Here is a 15519-nt window from a genome sequence, read left to right as displayed (position 1 = left end):
CCCCTTGACCGTCAGGACCGCTCGCGAGCGCCGGCTGCTGCCGGCGCTCGCTGACGTGACGGCGCTGCTGGTCGTCGCATCGCTGCTGGTCGGCGGCTTCGAGCTCTCGCTCACCGGCCTCTTCACCGATCCCGCCCAGCTCGAGATGTTCCTCATCTCGCGCGTGCCCCGCACCCTCGCGCTGATCTTCGCCGGCATCGCCATGAGCGTCTCCGGCGTCGTGATGCAGCTCATCACCCAGAACCGCTTCGTCGAGCCCACCACCGCCGGCACGACCCAGTGGGCGGGACTCGGCATGCTGCTCGTGCTCATCCTCTTCCCCGAGGCGCCGATCCTGCTGCGCATGGCCTTCGCGACCGTCGCCGCGTTCATCGGCACGCTGCTGTTCCTGGCGATGCTGCGGCGCGTGCGCACCAAGGGCCCGCTGATCGTGCCGCTGGTCGGCATCATGCTCGGCGCCATCGTCGGCGGCGTCACCTCGTTCCTCGCCGCCCGCACCGACCTGCTGCAGTCGATGGCCGCGTGGAGCTCCGGCGGCTTCAGCGGCATCGTGCAGGGCTTCTACGAGCCGCTCTGGGCCGCGGCGCTCGTCGCCGTCGTCGTCTGGGTGATGGCCGACCGCTTCACGATCGCCGGCCTCGGCGAGGGCATCGCCACCAACCTCGGCATCGACTACCGCCTCATCACCCTCATCGGGGTCGCGGGCGTCGCGCTCTGCTCGGGCGTCACCAGCGTGGTCGTCGGCTTCATCCCGTTCCTCGGGCTCGTCGTGCCCAACGTCATGCGCCTCGTGCTCGGCGACGACCTGCGCCGCAGCCTGCCGTGGATCGCCATCGCCGGCGTCGCGCTGCTGCTCGCCTGCGACCTGATCGGCCGCACGATCGTCGCGCCGATGGAGATCCCCGCATCGGTCATCATGGGCGCCGTCGGCGCCGCCGCGTTCCTCGGCTTCCTGCTCAAGGGGAGGCAGCGTGCCTGACGCCGTCGACGCATCCGCCACCGCCACCGCACCTGCCGCCCGCAAGGCGCCGACCGACACCCGCCCGGCCCTCCGCCTCGCGATCGTCTGGGCGCTCGCCCTCGCCGCGATCGTCGCCGTGCTCACGGTCGACGTGCAGGGCCCGCTCGAGCTCGCCCTGCCGCGCCGCGCGACGCTCGTCGGCGGCATCCTCATCGCCTCCTTCGCGCACGCGGTCGCCACCGTGATCTTCCACACCGTGACGAGCAACCGCATCCTCACCCCGTCGATCATCGGGTTCGACTCGATGTACACGCTGATGCAGACCCTCACGGTCTTCGCCTTCGGCGGCTCGGCGATCGCCGCCACCGACGGGCTGCCGAAGCTCATCGCGCAGACGGTGCTGATGGTGGTCGCCGCGACCGCGCTCTACACCTGGCTGCTCGACCGCTCCGGCGGCGGCGTGCTCACCCTGCTGCTCGTCGGCGTGGTGCTCGGGCTCGCGTTCGACTCGCTGTCGTCGTTCATCCAGCGCATCCTGTCGCCCACCGACTACGACCTGCTCAGCCTCGAGCTGTTCGGCAGGCTCAGCTCGGTGCAGCCCGACCACCTGCCGCTCGCGTTCGGCGTCTGCGCCGTCGTCGGCGGGGTGGTGTGGATGCGTCGGCGACGTCTCGACGTCGTCCTCCTCGGGCGCGACGGGGCGACCGCACTGGGGGTCGACCACCGCAGGGAGCTCATCGTCGCGCTCATCTGCGTGTCGGTGCTGATCGCCTTCGCGACCGCGCTCGCCGGGCCCATGACGTTCTTCGGGTTCCTGGTCGCGACGCTCGCGTACCGCCTCGCCGGCACCCACCGGCACGCCTTCGTGCTGCCGATGGCGGTCGGCACCGGCGTGCTCGCCCTCGCCGGCGCGCAGCTCGTGATGCGGCACCTGTTCGACGCGGCAGGGCTCGTCACCGTCATCATCGAAGTCGTCGGCGGCGTGGTCTTCCTCGCGCTGCTCCTCGGCGGGAGGAAGCAGAGATGATCACCATCGAGCAGGTCTCGAAGCGCTACGCCGAGCACGTGGTGCTCGGCCCCGTCACCAGCGAGGTGCCCGCCGGCGGCATCACCGCGCTCGTCGGCCCGAACGGCGCCGGCAAGTCGACGCTGCTGTCGATCGTGGGCCGGCTGCTCGACCCCTCCGCCGGGAGCGTGCGCGTCGCCGGCAAGGACGTGCAGGCGACCAAGTCGTCGGACCTCGCCCGCATCGTCTCGATCCTGCGCCAGGAGAACCGCATCGAGGCGCGGCTGACGGTGCGCGAGCTGGTCGCGTTCGGCCGCTTCCCGTGGTCGGCGGGGCGGGTGACGTTCGGCGACCAGCAGCACATCGATCGCGCGATCCGCTTCCTGCACCTCGAGGAGCTCGCCGACCGGCAGCTCGACGCGCTCTCGGGCGGCCAGCGGCAGCGCGCGTTCGTGGCGATGGTGCTCGCGCAGGACACCGAGGTGGTGCTGCTCGACGAGCCGCTCGCGAGCCTCGACCCGAAGCACGCGGTCGCGATGATGCGCGAGCTGCGGGCCGCCGCCGACGAGCTGGGCCGCACGGTGGTGATCGTGCTGCACGACCTCAACATGGCGGCCGCGTTCGCCGACCGCATCGTGGCGCTCAAGGACGGCACGATCTGCGTCGAGGGCACCGTCGACGAGGTGATGCAGGGCGACGTGCTCGAGGAGGTCTTCGACACGCCGGTGAAGGTGCATCGCATCGACGGCAGGCCGTTCGCGGTCTTCACGCCCTGACCATCGGCCCACCCTCGCCACAGGTGGCCGCGCGTACGGTGGTGCCCATGGCACGCATCCTCGTCCTCGGCGCCCACGGCAGGGTCGCGCTGCGCGCGCAGCGCATGCTCGCCGACGCGCAGCACACGGTCCACGGCGTCGTCCGCAACCCGGCGCACGCCGACGACGTCGCCGAGACCGGCGCGGAGCCGGTCGTCAGCGACCTCGAGACGCTCGAGCAGGCGGCCGTCGACCAGCTGCTCACCGGCTACGACGTGGTCGTTTGGTCGGCGGGGGCCGGGGGAGGCAGCCCCGAGCGCACCCGCGCCGTCGACCACGACGCGGCCCTCAGGGTGCTGGATGCGGTGACCCGCTCGGGCGCGCGGCTCGTGATGATCTCGTACTTCGGATCCCGCCGCGACCACGGCGTCGCGCCCGACGCGCCCTTCTTCGCCTACGCCGAGGCGAAGTCGCTCGTCGATGAGGCGATCCGCGCCTCCGGGGCCGACTGGGTGATCCTCGCCCCCTCGACCCTGACGGACGAGGAGGAGGGCGGCATCGAGATCGACGAGCCCGCCGGCTCCGTCGCCTCCGGCAGCATCCCGCGCGCCACCGTAGCGCGGCTGATCGCCGAGGTCGTCGCGCACCCCGGCGTGCGCGGGCTCACGATCCGCTGCAACGAGGGTGGCACCCCGGTCGCCGAGGCGCTCGCCCGCGACCGCAGCTAGCGCCAGCGCCAGCGCCGGCGCCGCGCCGCGCCCTCCCGCCCCGGCCGGCCCTGAGTGGCGGCCGCGGTGATCGAGTGGCGCCTCCCGCGCCTGAGTGGCGCCTGCGGCGATCGAGTGGCGGCTCCCGCGCCTGAGTGGCGCCTGCGGAGATCGAGCGGCGGCCGCGGTGATCGAGTGGCGGCTCCCGCGCCTGAGTGGCGCTTCCCGCGTGTGAGTGGCGGCTCGCGCGGGTGCGTGGCGGCGTGCGCGGGTGAGTGGCGCCCCTCGGACGCAGGCGCCACTCAATGCTGGGAGCCGCCAGTCAGCGACGGGAGCCGCCAGTCAGCGACGGGAGCCGCCAGTCAGCGACGGGAGCCGCCAGTCAGCGACGGGAGCCGCCAGTCAGCGACGGGAGCCGCCAGTCAGCGACGGGAGCCGCCAGTCAGCGACGGGAGCCGCCAGTCAGCGACGGGAGCCGCCAGTCAGCGACGGGAGCCGCCAGTCAGCGACGGGAGCCGCCAGTCAGCGACGGGAGCCGCCAGTCAGCGACGGGAGCCGCCAGTCAGCGACGGGAGCCGCCAGTCAGCGACGGGAGCCGCCAGTCAGCGACGGGAGCCGCCAGTCAGCGACGGGAGCCGCCAGTCAGCGACGGGAGCCGCCAGTCAGCGACGGGAGCCGCCAGTCAGCGACGGGAGCCGCCAGTCAGCGACGGGAGCCGCCAGTCAGCGACGGGAGCCGCCAGTCAGCGACGGGAGCCGCCAGTCAGCGACGGGAGCCGCCAGTCAGCGACGGGAGCCGCCAGTCAGCGACGGGAGCCGCCAGTCAGCGACGGGAGCCGCCAGTCAGCGACGGGAGCCGCCAGTCAGCGACGGGAGCCGCCAGTCAGCGACGGGAGCCGCCAGTCAGCGACGGGAGCCGCCAGTCAGCGACGGGAGCCGCCAGTCAGCGACGGGAGCCGCCAGTCAGCGACGGGAGCCGCCAGTCAGCGACGGGAGCCGCCAGTCAGCGACGGGAGCCGCCAGTCAGCGACGGGAGCCGCCAGTCAGCGACGGGAGCCGCCAGTCAGCGACGGGAGCCGCCAGTCAGCGACGGGAGCCGCCAGTCAGCGACGGGAGCCGCCAGTCAGCGACGGGAGCCGCCAGTCAGCGACGGGAGCCGCCAGTCAGCGACCGGCGCCGCCGGTCGGTGGGCGGGCGCGCGGCTACAGCTCGATCGAGTGCATGCGCGAGCCGTGCACCTTGACGTAGCCGAGGCTCGCGTAGAGGCCGTGCGCCCCCGACGGGTTCTCGGTGTCGACGTCGAGCACGGCCGCCTCCATGCCGTCGTCGGCGAACGAGCGCATGCCGGCTGCGAGCGCCGCGAGCGCCGCCTTCCTGCCGCGATACGCGCGCCGAGTGCCGAGCACGTCGGTGTAGCCGAAGGAGTAGCCGCGCACCGCGAAGTCGGCCTCGTAGCGGCTGTTCAGCGCATACGCGACCACCAGCGGCGCCCCCGCCCGCAGGGCTGCGGCCGTGGACGCATCCGTCGCCGGATCGGCGAGCAGCGCCTCGACGTCCGGTGCGTCGTCGACGACGACGTGCGACCACGCAGGCGCGAACTCGCTGCGGCCGTTCTGCCACTGCTCGGGCGGCTGCGGCTCGCTGCCCCAGTGGTCGCGGAACGCGTCGTTGTGCGCCAGGCGCGTGGGCTCGTCGAGCTCGTCGGACCACGGCACCAGCCGCAGCGAACCGGTCAGCTCGACCTCGGGAACGGGCATCGCCTCGGACAGGGGGCGCTTCAGGTCGGCGAAGAAGCGTCGCGGCGCGAGGCCGGCGCGCTCGAACAGGCGGTGCCGGGCGACGTCGGTGTCCTCGGCGTAGGCGCCGATGCGGGCTGGCAGGTCCTTGCCCGAGGCGGCGAGCACCTGACGGGCGCGGGCGATCTGCCAGCCGAGCAGCTCGCGGCCGATGCCCTCGCCACGGCGCTCGGGATGCACGCCTCCGAACGCGAAGGCTCGCACGGTCGAGCTGTCGCCGGGGAAGGAGACCACCAGCCCGCTCGCGCGCAGCTCGCCCGCGGCGTCGAAGCCCAGCAGGCTGTCGTGCGCGAGGTCGCGCCACGGCGCCGACAGCTCGTCCTGCACCTCGTCGATCGTCTCCCGGAACGGCAGCTGATCGGCCTCGGCCATCGCGTTGTTGAGCGCCAGCACCGCCGCGGCGTCGTCGACGGTCGCGGGCCGCCAGTCGAGCGATCCGGCGGTGATGGCGGGCAGGGCCTCTGGCGCCTCGGCGCGCGCTGCGATCGGGGAGTTCTCCGGCACGCGCCCAGCGTACGGTCGGAGGCCCCGTAGGGTCGAGGCATGACGGAGCGACCCACCAGGATCGGCGTGCAGCTGGCGCCGCAGCACATCTCGATGCAGGGCACGATCGACGCCGCGCGGCGGCTCGAGGACATGGGCGTCGACGCCGTCTTCGGCTGGGACCACTTCTTCCCGCTGTCAGGAGACCCGGACGGCGTGCACTTCGAGGCGACGGCGCAGCTGGCGGCCTGGGCAGCGGCGACCGAGCGCGTGCAGATCGGGCCGCTGGTGTTCTGCAACTCCTACCGCAACCCCGACCTGCTGGCCGATGTCGCCCGCACCATCGACCACATCTCGGGCGGCCGCTTCATCTTCGGCATCGGCTCGGGCTGGTTCGAGCGCGACTACGAGGAGTACGGCTATGACTTCGGCACCGTCGGGAAGCGGCTGAACGCGCTGGCCGACGCGCTGCCGCGCATCCGCTCGCGCTGGGAGCGGCTCAACCCGCCGCCCCTCGGACCGATGCCGATCCTGATCGGCGGCAAGGGCGAGCAGAAGACGCTGCCGATGGTCGCCGAGCACGCCGACATCTGGCACTCGTTCGTGGGCCCGGAGCAGCTGCCGCACAAGCTCGACGTGCTGCGCGCCGCCTGCGAGGCGCGCGGTCGCGACATTGCCGAGATCGAGATCTCGAACGGCGCGAGCGTGCGCGACGGCGTCGGCGGGGTCGGCTTCGAGCGCCTCGACGCGCTGCACGCGGCGGGCACGCGGCTGCTGACGATCCCGCTCTCGGGCGACGACACGGCCGACGGCTACGCGCTCGACCGGCTGCCGGCGTTCCTCGAATGGCGCGACCGCAAGAACGGCTAGGCCCGCAGCTGCTCCACGAGCTCGCGCAGCACGGACTCCTGGCCGCCGCGCGCGAACGCGGCGCGCTGCAGGGCCGCCGAGCCGCCCCGCTCGACGACGCGCGTGACGGCGGCCAGCGACGACGAAGCGCCCAGGTCGGCCGCGATCGGTGCCAGCCGCTCGACGGCCTCGCCGAGCGCGTCGCGCACCGGCTGCAGCCGGCCCTCGTCGTCGACGATCGCCGTCGCGTCGAGCCCGTCGCGCGCCGCGCGCAGCTTGTTCTCGCGCACGAGCCAGGACGGCAGGTGATGCGCCTCCTCGCCGGCGTCGAGGGCGCGCGAGGCCTCCTCCACCAGGCAGTGGATGAGCGCGGTCACGGCGGCGAGGTCGTCGATCGAGGGCGCGCCATCGGCGATGCGCACCTCCAGGGTGCCGAGCAGGGGAGAGGGTCGCACGTCCCAGCGCAGCTCGGCGAGGTCGTCGATCACCCCGGCCCGCAGCATGTCGGCCAGCGTGCGCTCGTACTCCGCCCAGTCCTCGAGCATCGGGGGCAGGCCGCCCGTAGGCAGCTGCTGGAACAGCATCGTGCGGTGCGACGCGTAGCCGGTGTCGCGGCCCTGCCAGAACGGGCTGGAGGCCGACAGCGCCAGGATCAGCGGCAGCCGGTCGAGCACGCTGCGCAGCAGCGGCACCACCTTGGCGCGATCCTCGATGCCGACGTGGTTGTGCACGCCGAAGATGATGAGCCGCCGGCCCCAGTCGCCCGCCTTCTCGATCACGCGCGCGTAGCGCGGGTCGTCGGCCTGCGCCTGGTCGCGCCACAGGCTGGTCGGGTGCGTGCCGGTGCCCACCAGGGCCACGCCGATCCGGTCGGCCGCCTCGACGGCCTTGTCGCGCATCCGTCGCAGCTCGTCGACGGCCCCGTCGGTCGTCTCGTGCACCCCGGTGATGAGCTCGATCATGCTGGTGAGGAACTCGTGATCGAACCGGCGGTCGTCGATGGCGTCGAGCAGCTCCTGGGCCCGCGGCACCATCTCGCAGGTGCCGGGGTCGACGACCGCCAGCTCCCACTCGATCCCGAGCGTCGATCGGGCGGAGCGCGCGAATTGCATGGGATGAGCGTAGGGCGCACGCGGTGTGGCGCGCACACAGCCCACAACATGTGCCAGAATGGGGGGTCGAGCACGTGCGCCGACCCTCTACTCCGTCGCGCGATGCTCACCGAGCTTTGCAGCCGCGCATATCCCACGTGCGCAGGCCGCGGTGCAACACCAACACACAAAGCAGGAGAACTGTGGCAGTCAAGATCCGTCTGAAGCGCTTCGGCAAGATTCGCGCGCCCTACTACCGCGTCGTCGTCGCCGACTCGCGCACCAAGCGCGATGGTCGCGTGATCGAGGAGATCGGCAAGTACCACCCGACCGAGAACCCCTCGTTCATCGAGATCGACAGCGAGCGCGCGCAGTACTGGCTCGGCGTCGGCGCGCAGCCGACCGAGCAGGTCGCGGCGCTCCTCAAGCTCACGGGCGACTGGGGTCGCTTCACGGGCGAGGGCCCGACCGAGAGCCAGGTCAAGGCACCCGAGCGTCGCAAGGCGTTCGTGCACGACGAGGCCAAGAAGCCGGTGCTGAAGCCCAAGGCCGAGAAGCCCGCCGAGAAGCCGGCCGAGGCTCCCGCTGACGCCGAGGCTCCCGCCGCGGCCGAGTCGACCGAGGACTGACGATGCTGCGCGATGCTCTCGAGCACCTGGTCAAGGGGATCGTCGATCGCCCCGCCGAGGTGCGCGTCGGCGCGCGCGACACGCAGCGCGGCGAGGTCCTCGAGGTGCGCGTGCACCCCGAGGACCTCGGTCGCGTCATCGGGCGCGGCGGTCGCACCGCCGGCGCCCTGCGCACCGTGATCGGTGCGCTCCCCGGAGGACGCCGCGTCCGCGTGGACGTGGTGGACACCGATCGCTAGGCCGGCCGTGCCCGCACGTACCCAGCTGCGTGTCGGACGGCTCGCTCGAGCCCACGGGCTCAAGGGCGCGATCAAGGTCGAGCTCTACACCGACGACCCCGGTCGACGCTTCGTCCCGGGCGCGCGCTTCGCGCTGCAGGTGCCCACCTCGTCGAAGTGGCACGGCAAGTCGCTCGAGCTGCTCGAGCTGCGCGTCTACAACGGCAACCCGGTCGCCTTCTTCGCCGGCATCACCGACCGCTCCGAGGCCGAGTCGCTCATCAAGGCCGTGCTGTGGGTCGAGCAGGACGCCACCGAGCTGCCGGTCGAGCCCGACGCCTGGTACGTGCACCAGCTCGCCGGCCTCGAGGTCTTCCGCGACGACCAGCGCATCGGCCGCGTCGTGCGCGTCGACGCCATGCCGGCGCAGGACATGCTGATCATCGATCGCGACGGCGACGAGGTGATGGTGCCGTTCGTGAAGGCGATCGTGCCAGAGGTCGACCTGCGCGCCGGCCGCATCATGATCACGCCCCCGCCCGGCCTGCTCGAGGAGCTGCCGGAGCCGGAGGACGACGCGCCTGCCGCGCCCGACGCGGCGGCCGAGCCCGACGACGCGGCCGAGCCCGACGCATCCGCCGACCCTGACGCATCCGCGGCCGACGGCACGGCGACAGACGAAGCGCCGACGCAGGGCGCCTAGCCCGTGCAGATCGACATCGTCACGATCTTCCCCGAGTTCTTCGGCGTGCTCGACGTGTCGCTGCTGGGCAAGGCGCGCCGCGAGCGGCTGCTCGAGCTCGGCGTGCACGACCTGCGCGACTTCACGCACGACCGCCACCGCACGGTCGACGACACCCCCTACGGCGGCGGCGCCGGCATGGTCATGCGCCCCGAGCCGTGGGGCGAGGCGTTCGACGCGCTGCTCGGGCCCGCGCAGGCCGACGAGCACGGCGAGCCCGAGAGGTCGGATGCGCTGGTCGTCTTCACGACGCCCGCCGGCGTGCCGTTCACCCAGGCCCTCGCTCGCGAGCTGGCCACCGAGCGCCGCATCGTCTTCGCCTGCGGCCGCTACGAGGGCATCGACTCGCGCGTCGCCGAGCACGTCGCCACCCGCGCGCGCGTGCTCGAGGTGAGCCTGGGCGACTACGTGCTGAACGGCGGCGAGGTCGCCGCGATGGCGATGATCGAGGCGATCGGCCGGCTCGTGCCCGGCGTGGTCGGCAACCCCGAGTCGCTGGTCGAGGAGAGCCACGAGGCCGGCCTCCTCGAGCACCCCACGTACACGAAGCCGCAGGCCTGGCGCGGGCTCGAGGTGCCCGATGTGCTGCGCAGCGGCAACCACGCCGCGATCGCCGCATGGCGGCGCGAGCAGGCGCTCGAGCGCACCCGTCGCGTGCGCCCCGATCTGCTGCCCGACGACGCCGCCGCCGACCGCTAGCCCTCAGCGAACACGCGGGCGCCGCCGAGATGCGGCCGTTAGCCTCGGAGCATGGCCAGCACGTCGAGCACCCCGCACCGCAGCGACACGCGTGCCGCCGGGCACCCGGTGCTGCGCGCCTTCTTCTGGGTGATGATCGCGTCGATCGTCGTGCTGCCGGTGTGGATCATGTTCGGCCGCGCGCTCACGGGCGCTCCGCTCGGCGAGGCGCTGCTGCTGCAGGCCTTCCTCGGCCCGGGCCTCGCGATCCTGATCGGCGCCGTCGTGGGCATGACGCTCGCCCGCAAGGAGGTGCGCAGGAACCGCACCGTGCGCTGGCGCGACGTGCGGCTGCTCGGCCCGTGGCTGCTCATCATCGCGCTGCTCGGCTTCACCGTGGTCGACACCGCGGGCGGCCGCACGGGCAGCGCCCTCACCGCCTGGTTCGGCGACGGCTGGCTGACCGCCTCGCAGTCGTTCACGGCGATCGGCATCATGGTGACGATCGTGGGCGGCGTCGCGCTGTTCTGGCTCCAGCTGGTCGAGCTCGGCCGCGAGACGCGCGCGCGCGTCGAGCGTGTCGTGCAGGATCTGCAGGCGCCGCTGCTCGACCAGCGCGCCCGCGAGGCCGACGCGTCGTTCGAGCGCATCGAGGGCCCGCAGTCGGGCCGTGTCATCGATCTCGACGACGACCCGCGCCCCTGAGGCGAGGCGTGCGCCCTGCACCGCACGCCTGCGCGTTCGGGCGGATGCGTTGGCGTGCGTGCCGTTCATGTGGCAGGATGGTCCGTTGGTGCCCTGCGCTGTTCCCGCTCTCGAGCGGTCTCTGCCACAGGGGAACGAACACGCGACTGATCGGGCACCGAACCTTCGAACCCCAAACATACGCGGCCGACCTGTGGCGGCTGCAGAGAGCGACACCGCCATGCACATCCTCGACAAGGTCGACGCAGCCAGCCTCCGCACCGACGTCCCCGACTTCCGCCCCGGCGACAACGTCAAGGTCCACGTCAACATCATCGAAGGCTCGCGCTCGCGCGTCCAGATCTTCCAGGGCGTCGTCATCGGCCGCTCGGGCCACGGTGTGCGCGAGACGTTCACCGTCCGCAAGGTCTCGTTCCAGGTCGGCGTCGAGCGCACCTTCCCGGTGCACTCGCCGGTCATCGACCACATCGAGCTCGTGACGCGCGGCGACGTGCGCCGCGCGAAGCTCTACTACCTGCGCGGCCTGCGCGGCAAGGCTGCGAAGATCCGCGAGAAGCGCGACTTCTCCTGAGCATCCCGGAAGCGGGGTCGGCGCGAGCCGGCCCCGCTTCCGCGTTCGTCATGCAATCGTGACCTGCTGCGCGGCGGCGGGCGCCATCCGGCATGGGGCTCGCACCTAGACTTGCCGAGGTGAAAGGGCGGGCATGACGGACACGGTCGAGACCGGCGAGACCCGCCGCGGTGGCGCATCGCGCGGCCGCAGCGCGCTGCTGTTCCTGCGCGACATCGTCGTGATCTTCCTCGTCGCGCTGCTCATCTCGTTCCTGGTGAAGACGTTCCTGATCCGCCCGTTCTGGATCCCGTCCGAGTCGATGAACGACACGCTCCAGGTCGACGACCGCATCATCGTCAGCCTGCTGACGCCCACGGTCGTCCCGGTGGAGCGCGGTGACGTGCTGGTCTTCGAGGATCCGGGCGGCTGGCTGCCCGAGACGGCGCGCGAGCCCGACGAGACCGGGCTGGCGGGCGCTGTCGACTGGTTCCTCACCTTCGTCGGCCTGGCGCCCGAGGATGACCACGGCTACCTCATCAAGCGCGTCATCGGCCTGCCCGGCGACCGCGTGCAGTGCTGCAACGACTTCGGGCAGCTGACCGTCAACGGCGTGCCGCTCGACGAGCCCTACCTGCACCGCGACACCCAGAGCGAGCCGGCGAGCACGATGCCGTTCGACGTCGAGGTGCCCGAGGGCCACCTGTGGGTGATGGGCGACAACCGCAACCACTCGGGCGACTCGCGCGCGCACATGGACGCCCCGGGCGGCGGCTTCGTGCCGATGCAGACGGTCGTCGGGCGCGCGGTGGTCATCTCCTGGCCGATCGAGCGCTGGACCTGGCTCGACAACCACCCCTCGACGTTCGTCGGCGTCGAGCCGCAGGGCGCTCCCGTTGCACCGCTGCTGCCGGTCGCCGTCCCCGCGACGTGATCGTCACGCCGACGCTCGACGTCGAGCGCGACCTGTGGGCGGATGCATCCCTCGTCATCGGGATCGACGAGGTCGGCCGCGGCGCCCTCGCCGGGCCCGTCAGCGTGGGTGCGCTCGCGCTGGCCGCCGACTGCGGCCCGTGGCCCGAGCACCTGCGCGACTCGAAGTCGATGACCGAGCCGCGCCGCACCGCCACCGCGCCGCACGTGCACGAGTGGGGCGTCGGCGTGGTCGGGCATGCCTCGAACGACGAGATCGACGCGTTCGGCATCACCGTGGCGCTCGGCCTCGCGGGCCGTCGCGCGCTCGTGCTGCTGCACGAGGCGGGCGTCGACGTGCCGGGCGCCGCGATCCTGCTCGACGGCACCCACGACTGGCTGGCGCCGGCGCTGCGCACGCCGGTGCGCACGGTGCTGCGAGCGAAGGCCGACCGCGACTGCGCGTCGGTCTCCGGCGCCGCGCTGGTCGCGAAGGTCGACCGCGACGAGCGGATGCGGCGGGCCGACCTGGTGCATCCGGGCTACGGCTGGGCGTCGAACAAGGGATACGGCTCGAACGCGCACATGTCGGCGATCGCCGAGCTCGGCCCGAGCGCGCTGCACCGCCGCACCTGGCTGCGCTGACGTCGTCGCGCCGGCGCTGAGCGGCGGCCGCCCCAGCCCCTCAGCGGTCGAACGAGCGCCTGCCGCGTCGCTGCACGAACCACACGGCCAGCACGATGAGCGCAATCATCGCGGCGCCGACGGCGGCGAACCCCGCCACGACGCCCCACGGCACCGAATCGATCGCCGCCGCGGTCGCATCCGGGTCGCGCGGGCGATCCGGCGCGTCGGCCGGGGGAGGCGCGGTGCTCGAGACGTCGGGCACGCCGATCGTCTCGCCCGTCACCTCGACCGTGACGATCAGCGGCGTCGGCGCCTCGCCGGTGTCGGCGGTGAAGCCGACGGCCACGATGTACTCGCCCGCGACCACGGGGCGCTTCACGAGCCCGAGGTCGTCGTCGAAGCGCACCGGCGCGGTGGTCACCGCGATCGCCGACTCGGGCTCGAGCAGCTGCTCCGACCACTTGAGGCCGTCGGCCGACTCGGTGAGGATCGACGACACGTCGGCGCCCACCGGGTCGAGGATCTGCACGATGCCCCAGGCGTTGCCGGGCGGCGCGACCCCGGGCGCGAGCTGCGCGTGCACGCTGACGGTCTGGCCCCAGCCGACCGCGACGCGGAAGAACTGGAACTCGCTCGAGAGCATGTCGGTGGAGTACGAACCGGGCGCGATGACGGGTGCGTCGTTGAGGCTCGAACCGCCCAGCAGTGCGCCGGCGGCGCCGTCGGCCGGGGTCGCCATCGACCAGCCGCGCACGGCGTCCTCAGGCTCGGGCAGCAGGGCCGCGTTGGCGGGCCACGCGTGCTCGACGATGCGGATCTCGAAGGGTGCCTTCGCGCTCGGCGCCGTGCGCACGTCGAGCGTCAGGTCGAGCGACTCGGCGGCGGAGCACGGATCGGCCGGGTCGGGCTCGGCGGCGCCGACACGGCCGGTGAAGACCGAGAAGCGGTCGCTGCCGGTCGCGGTGATGGTGGTGCTGTCGCAGGCCTGGCCCCCGGCCGACAGGGTCGCGAGGATCGAGACGCTGTCGTCGACCGGCAGCCGGCCGGTGAGCCCGACGTGCACGACCGAGCCCGGGAAGCTGCGCTGGATCGCGTAGTGCCGCAGGCCCGCGCCCGCCTCGCCGCCCACCTCGTCGACGTACTGCTCACCCGGCACCAGCGCGGGTGCGCCCTCGGGCGCCGCGGTGCCGACCGCCGGCGTGCCGAGCACGTTGAACGGGCGGAACGCCCTGGTCGAGAGCCGCTCGAGCGCGAGCTGCAGCCCCGAGACCTCGGTGACGTCGACGTAGTCGCCGCGCCCGCGGTCGGCCACGCACTGCAGCTGCTGGCGGGCGGCCGCGTCGACGTCGAAGCCGACCACGTCGATGCGCAGGCCGATGTCGTCCTGCGCGAGCTGCTCGGCGACCACGCAGGGGTCGGGCTCGCAGTTGGCGATGCCGTCGGAGACGAGCAGGATCGACCGCTGGCCGGAGTCGCCGAGGTCGGCGCCGGCCTGCTGCAGCGCGTAGCCGATCGGCGTCTCGCCGAAGGGCGCCATGCGCTCGATGGCGCTCGCCAGCGCCGGCCGGTTGCCGATGCCGATCGGCACGAGCAGCTGCGAGTCGGTGCAGGCGCCCGGCACCTCCTGGCCAACGATCGACGACCCGAAGACGCGCAGCCCCACCCGGTTGTCGGCGGGCAGGGCATCGATGACGGTGCCGAGCGCCGAGCGCGCGGCGGCGATGCGCGTCGAGCCGTCGGAGGTGGGCTCCGCCATCGAGCCGGATGCGTCCACCACGATCTCGAGGCCGCCGTCGACGGGGGAGGTGGCCGAGGCCGCGGGCGCGACGCTGCCGACGCCCATGGCGAGCATCGCCGCCAGGGCGAGCGTCGTGAGCAGCCGCCGCATCTCGCCTCCGATCCTGCGCTTGTGCACCTTCTGCAATCTACGCGGTCAGGAGCATCTGCATGGGCTCGCTGGCTCAGCATCTGCGAAAGCCCAGGCGCGGGAGGCTGAGCCGACGCGGGGCCATAGGATGGAGCCGTGGAACCTGAGGACATCGAGGACTACGACCGCGAGGTCGAGCTGGCCCTCTTCAAGGAGTACCGCGACGTCGTCAGCATGTTCAAGCACGTCGTCGAGACCGAGCGACGGTTCTACCTGGCCAACGACGTCAAGGTCACCCGGCACGACGCGGGCACCGACTTCTACTTCGAGCTCGAGCTGACCGACGTCTGGGTCTGGGACATCTACCGCTCCGACCGCTTCATCAAGTCGGCCCGCATCCTGACCTTCAAGGACGTCAACGTCGAGGAGCTCGCCTCCCGCGACCTCGAGCTGCCGAAGGACCTCGCGATCGAGGAGTGAGCCCCTGCGTCGGCGGCGGCTGAGCCCGCGCTGACGAGGTTCTCCACAGGCCTGCACCGACGCCGCCCGGGCGACCGGGCGCATCCGCTTTCCTGCCGCCATGCGAGCGAAGGATCAGCTGGGGCTCGACGGCGAAGCCGCCGCGAGCGTGCACCTCGAGCGGGCGGGCATGCGCATCGTCGACCGACGATGGCGGTGCGAGCACGGCGAGGTCGACATCATCGCGATCGACGGCGACACGCTCGTCTTCGTCGAGGTGAAGACGCGCCGCGGGCTCGCCTACGGCCACCCGTTCGAGTCGATCACGCCGCTGAAGGTGCGCCGGCTGCGCACGCTCGCGGGCGTCTGGCTGGCCGGGCACGCCCACCGGGGCCCGATCAGGATGGATGCCGTGGGCATCATCGCCCCGCGCACGGGCACCTGGCGGGTCGAGCATCTGCGGGGCATCGAGTGAGCGGCTTCGG

The 15519-nt window shown here is 72.7% G+C and carries 18 protein-coding genes; 15 read left to right on the top strand and 3 right to left on the bottom strand.

Annotated elements, in window-relative coordinates:
• The first annotated feature begins 4 nt into the window (after window positions 1-4).
• The 4 genes from Q9250_RS07510 to Q9250_RS07495 are packed head-to-tail and all read left to right on the top strand — an operon-like array spanning window position 5 to window position 3450.
• Complete coding sequence (locus tag Q9250_RS07510; RefSeq protein ID WP_306231244.1) at window positions 5-979, top strand: ABC transporter permease; 975 nt, start codon at window positions 5-7, stop codon at window positions 977-979.
• A complete protein-coding gene (locus Q9250_RS07505; RefSeq protein WP_306231242.1) occupies window positions 972-1988 on the top strand; it encodes an iron chelate uptake ABC transporter family permease subunit in 1017 nt (338 codons plus the stop codon). The genes Q9250_RS07510 and Q9250_RS07505 overlap by 8 nt, the downstream gene beginning before the upstream one ends.
• Window positions 1985-2743, top strand: coding sequence for an iron ABC transporter ATP-binding protein (locus Q9250_RS07500; RefSeq protein ID WP_306231241.1), 759 nt, complete (start codon window positions 1985-1987; stop codon window positions 2741-2743). The genes Q9250_RS07505 and Q9250_RS07500 overlap by 4 nt, the downstream gene beginning before the upstream one ends.
• Before the next feature lie 47 nt (window positions 2744-2790).
• Window positions 2791-3450 carry an NAD(P)H-binding protein gene (locus tag Q9250_RS07495; protein WP_306231239.1) on the top strand — a complete coding sequence of 220 codons (660 nt, stop codon included), beginning with the start codon at window positions 2791-2793 and terminating at the stop codon, window positions 3448-3450.
• Between the two features lie 1180 nt (window positions 3451-4630).
• Here Q9250_RS07495 and Q9250_RS07490 read toward each other — a convergent pair.
• Window positions 4631-5728, bottom strand: a complete 1098-nt coding sequence (locus Q9250_RS07490) for a GNAT family N-acetyltransferase (protein ID WP_306231238.1) — start codon at window positions 5726-5728, stop codon at window positions 4631-4633.
• A gap of 39 nt (window positions 5729-5767) precedes the next feature.
• Here Q9250_RS07490 and Q9250_RS07485 point away from each other — a divergent pair, with 39 nt between their 5' ends.
• Entirely contained in the window at window positions 5768-6577 is an 810-nt protein-coding gene (locus tag Q9250_RS07485) for an LLM class F420-dependent oxidoreductase (RefSeq protein WP_306231237.1), read from the top strand.
• On the opposite strand, the gene Q9250_RS07480 is transcribed toward Q9250_RS07485, so the two are convergent.
• Window positions 6574-7668: a carboxylate-amine ligase gene (locus Q9250_RS07480; RefSeq protein WP_306231235.1), complete on the bottom strand. Its 1095-nt coding sequence runs from the start codon at window positions 7666-7668 to the stop codon at window positions 6574-6576. The two genes, Q9250_RS07485 and Q9250_RS07480, sit on opposite strands and share 4 nt — an antisense overlap.
• A gap of 182 nt (window positions 7669-7850) precedes the next feature.
• Between Q9250_RS07480 and rpsP the strand changes: the two genes are divergently transcribed.
• The 8 genes from rpsP to Q9250_RS07440 all read left to right on the top strand — a co-directional run bounded on the left by rpsP (window position 7851) and on the right by Q9250_RS07440 (window position 12726).
• Complete coding sequence (gene rpsP / locus Q9250_RS07475) at window positions 7851-8276, top strand: 30S ribosomal protein S16 (RefSeq protein ID WP_306231234.1); 426 nt, start codon at window positions 7851-7853, stop codon at window positions 8274-8276.
• Window positions 8277-8278: 2 nt separating this feature from the next.
• Complete coding sequence (locus Q9250_RS07470; RefSeq protein WP_306231233.1) at window positions 8279-8515, top strand: RNA-binding protein; 237 nt, start codon at window positions 8279-8281, stop codon at window positions 8513-8515.
• A 7-nt stretch (window positions 8516-8522) separates the two neighbouring features.
• Entirely contained in the window at window positions 8523-9197 is a 675-nt protein-coding gene (rimM, locus tag Q9250_RS07465; protein ID WP_306231232.1) for a ribosome maturation factor RimM, read from the top strand.
• A 3-nt stretch (window positions 9198-9200) separates the two neighbouring features.
• Window positions 9201-9935: a tRNA (guanosine(37)-N1)-methyltransferase TrmD gene (gene trmD, locus Q9250_RS07460; RefSeq protein ID WP_306231231.1), complete on the top strand. Its 735-nt coding sequence runs from the start codon at window positions 9201-9203 to the stop codon at window positions 9933-9935.
• 51 nt (window positions 9936-9986) lie between these two features.
• Complete coding sequence (locus tag Q9250_RS07455; protein ID WP_306231230.1) at window positions 9987-10619, top strand: hypothetical protein; 633 nt, start codon at window positions 9987-9989, stop codon at window positions 10617-10619.
• 220 nt (window positions 10620-10839) lie between these two features.
• Entirely contained in the window at window positions 10840-11190 is a 351-nt protein-coding gene (rplS, locus tag Q9250_RS07450; protein ID WP_306233950.1) for a 50S ribosomal protein L19, read from the top strand.
• A 133-nt stretch (window positions 11191-11323) separates the two neighbouring features.
• Window positions 11324-12103: a signal peptidase I gene (lepB, locus tag Q9250_RS07445; RefSeq protein WP_306231229.1), complete on the top strand. Its 780-nt coding sequence runs from the start codon at window positions 11324-11326 to the stop codon at window positions 12101-12103.
• Window positions 12100-12726 (top strand): ribonuclease HII, encoded by a 627-nt coding sequence (locus Q9250_RS07440; RefSeq protein ID WP_306231228.1) that lies wholly within the window; start codon window positions 12100-12102, stop codon window positions 12724-12726. Before lepB ends, Q9250_RS07440 begins: the two co-directional genes overlap by 4 nt.
• Before the next feature lie 40 nt (window positions 12727-12766).
• Here Q9250_RS07440 and Q9250_RS07435 read toward each other — a convergent pair whose 3' ends face one another.
• Window positions 12767-14623 (bottom strand): VWA domain-containing protein, encoded by a 1857-nt coding sequence (locus tag Q9250_RS07435; RefSeq protein WP_306231227.1) that lies wholly within the window; start codon window positions 14621-14623, stop codon window positions 12767-12769.
• Window positions 14624-14731: 108 nt separating this feature from the next.
• Here Q9250_RS07435 and Q9250_RS07430 point away from each other — a divergent pair, with 108 nt between their 5' ends.
• The gene (locus Q9250_RS07430) at window positions 14732-15055 is read left to right on the top strand and encodes a DUF2469 domain-containing protein (protein ID WP_306231226.1); all 324 of its coding nucleotides are present in this window, start codon (window positions 14732-14734) and stop codon (window positions 15053-15055) included.
• A gap of 100 nt (window positions 15056-15155) precedes the next feature.
• The gene (locus Q9250_RS07425; protein WP_306231224.1) at window positions 15156-15509 is read left to right on the top strand and encodes a YraN family protein; all 354 of its coding nucleotides are present in this window, start codon (window positions 15156-15158) and stop codon (window positions 15507-15509) included.
• Window positions 15510-15519 lie beyond the last annotated feature (10 nt).

It is taken from the genome of Agrococcus beijingensis (assembly GCF_030758955.1).
Taxonomy (GTDB): domain Bacteria; phylum Actinomycetota; class Actinomycetes; order Actinomycetales; family Microbacteriaceae; genus Agrococcus; species Agrococcus beijingensis.
This window is presented reverse-complemented; position numbering and strand designations above follow the sequence as displayed.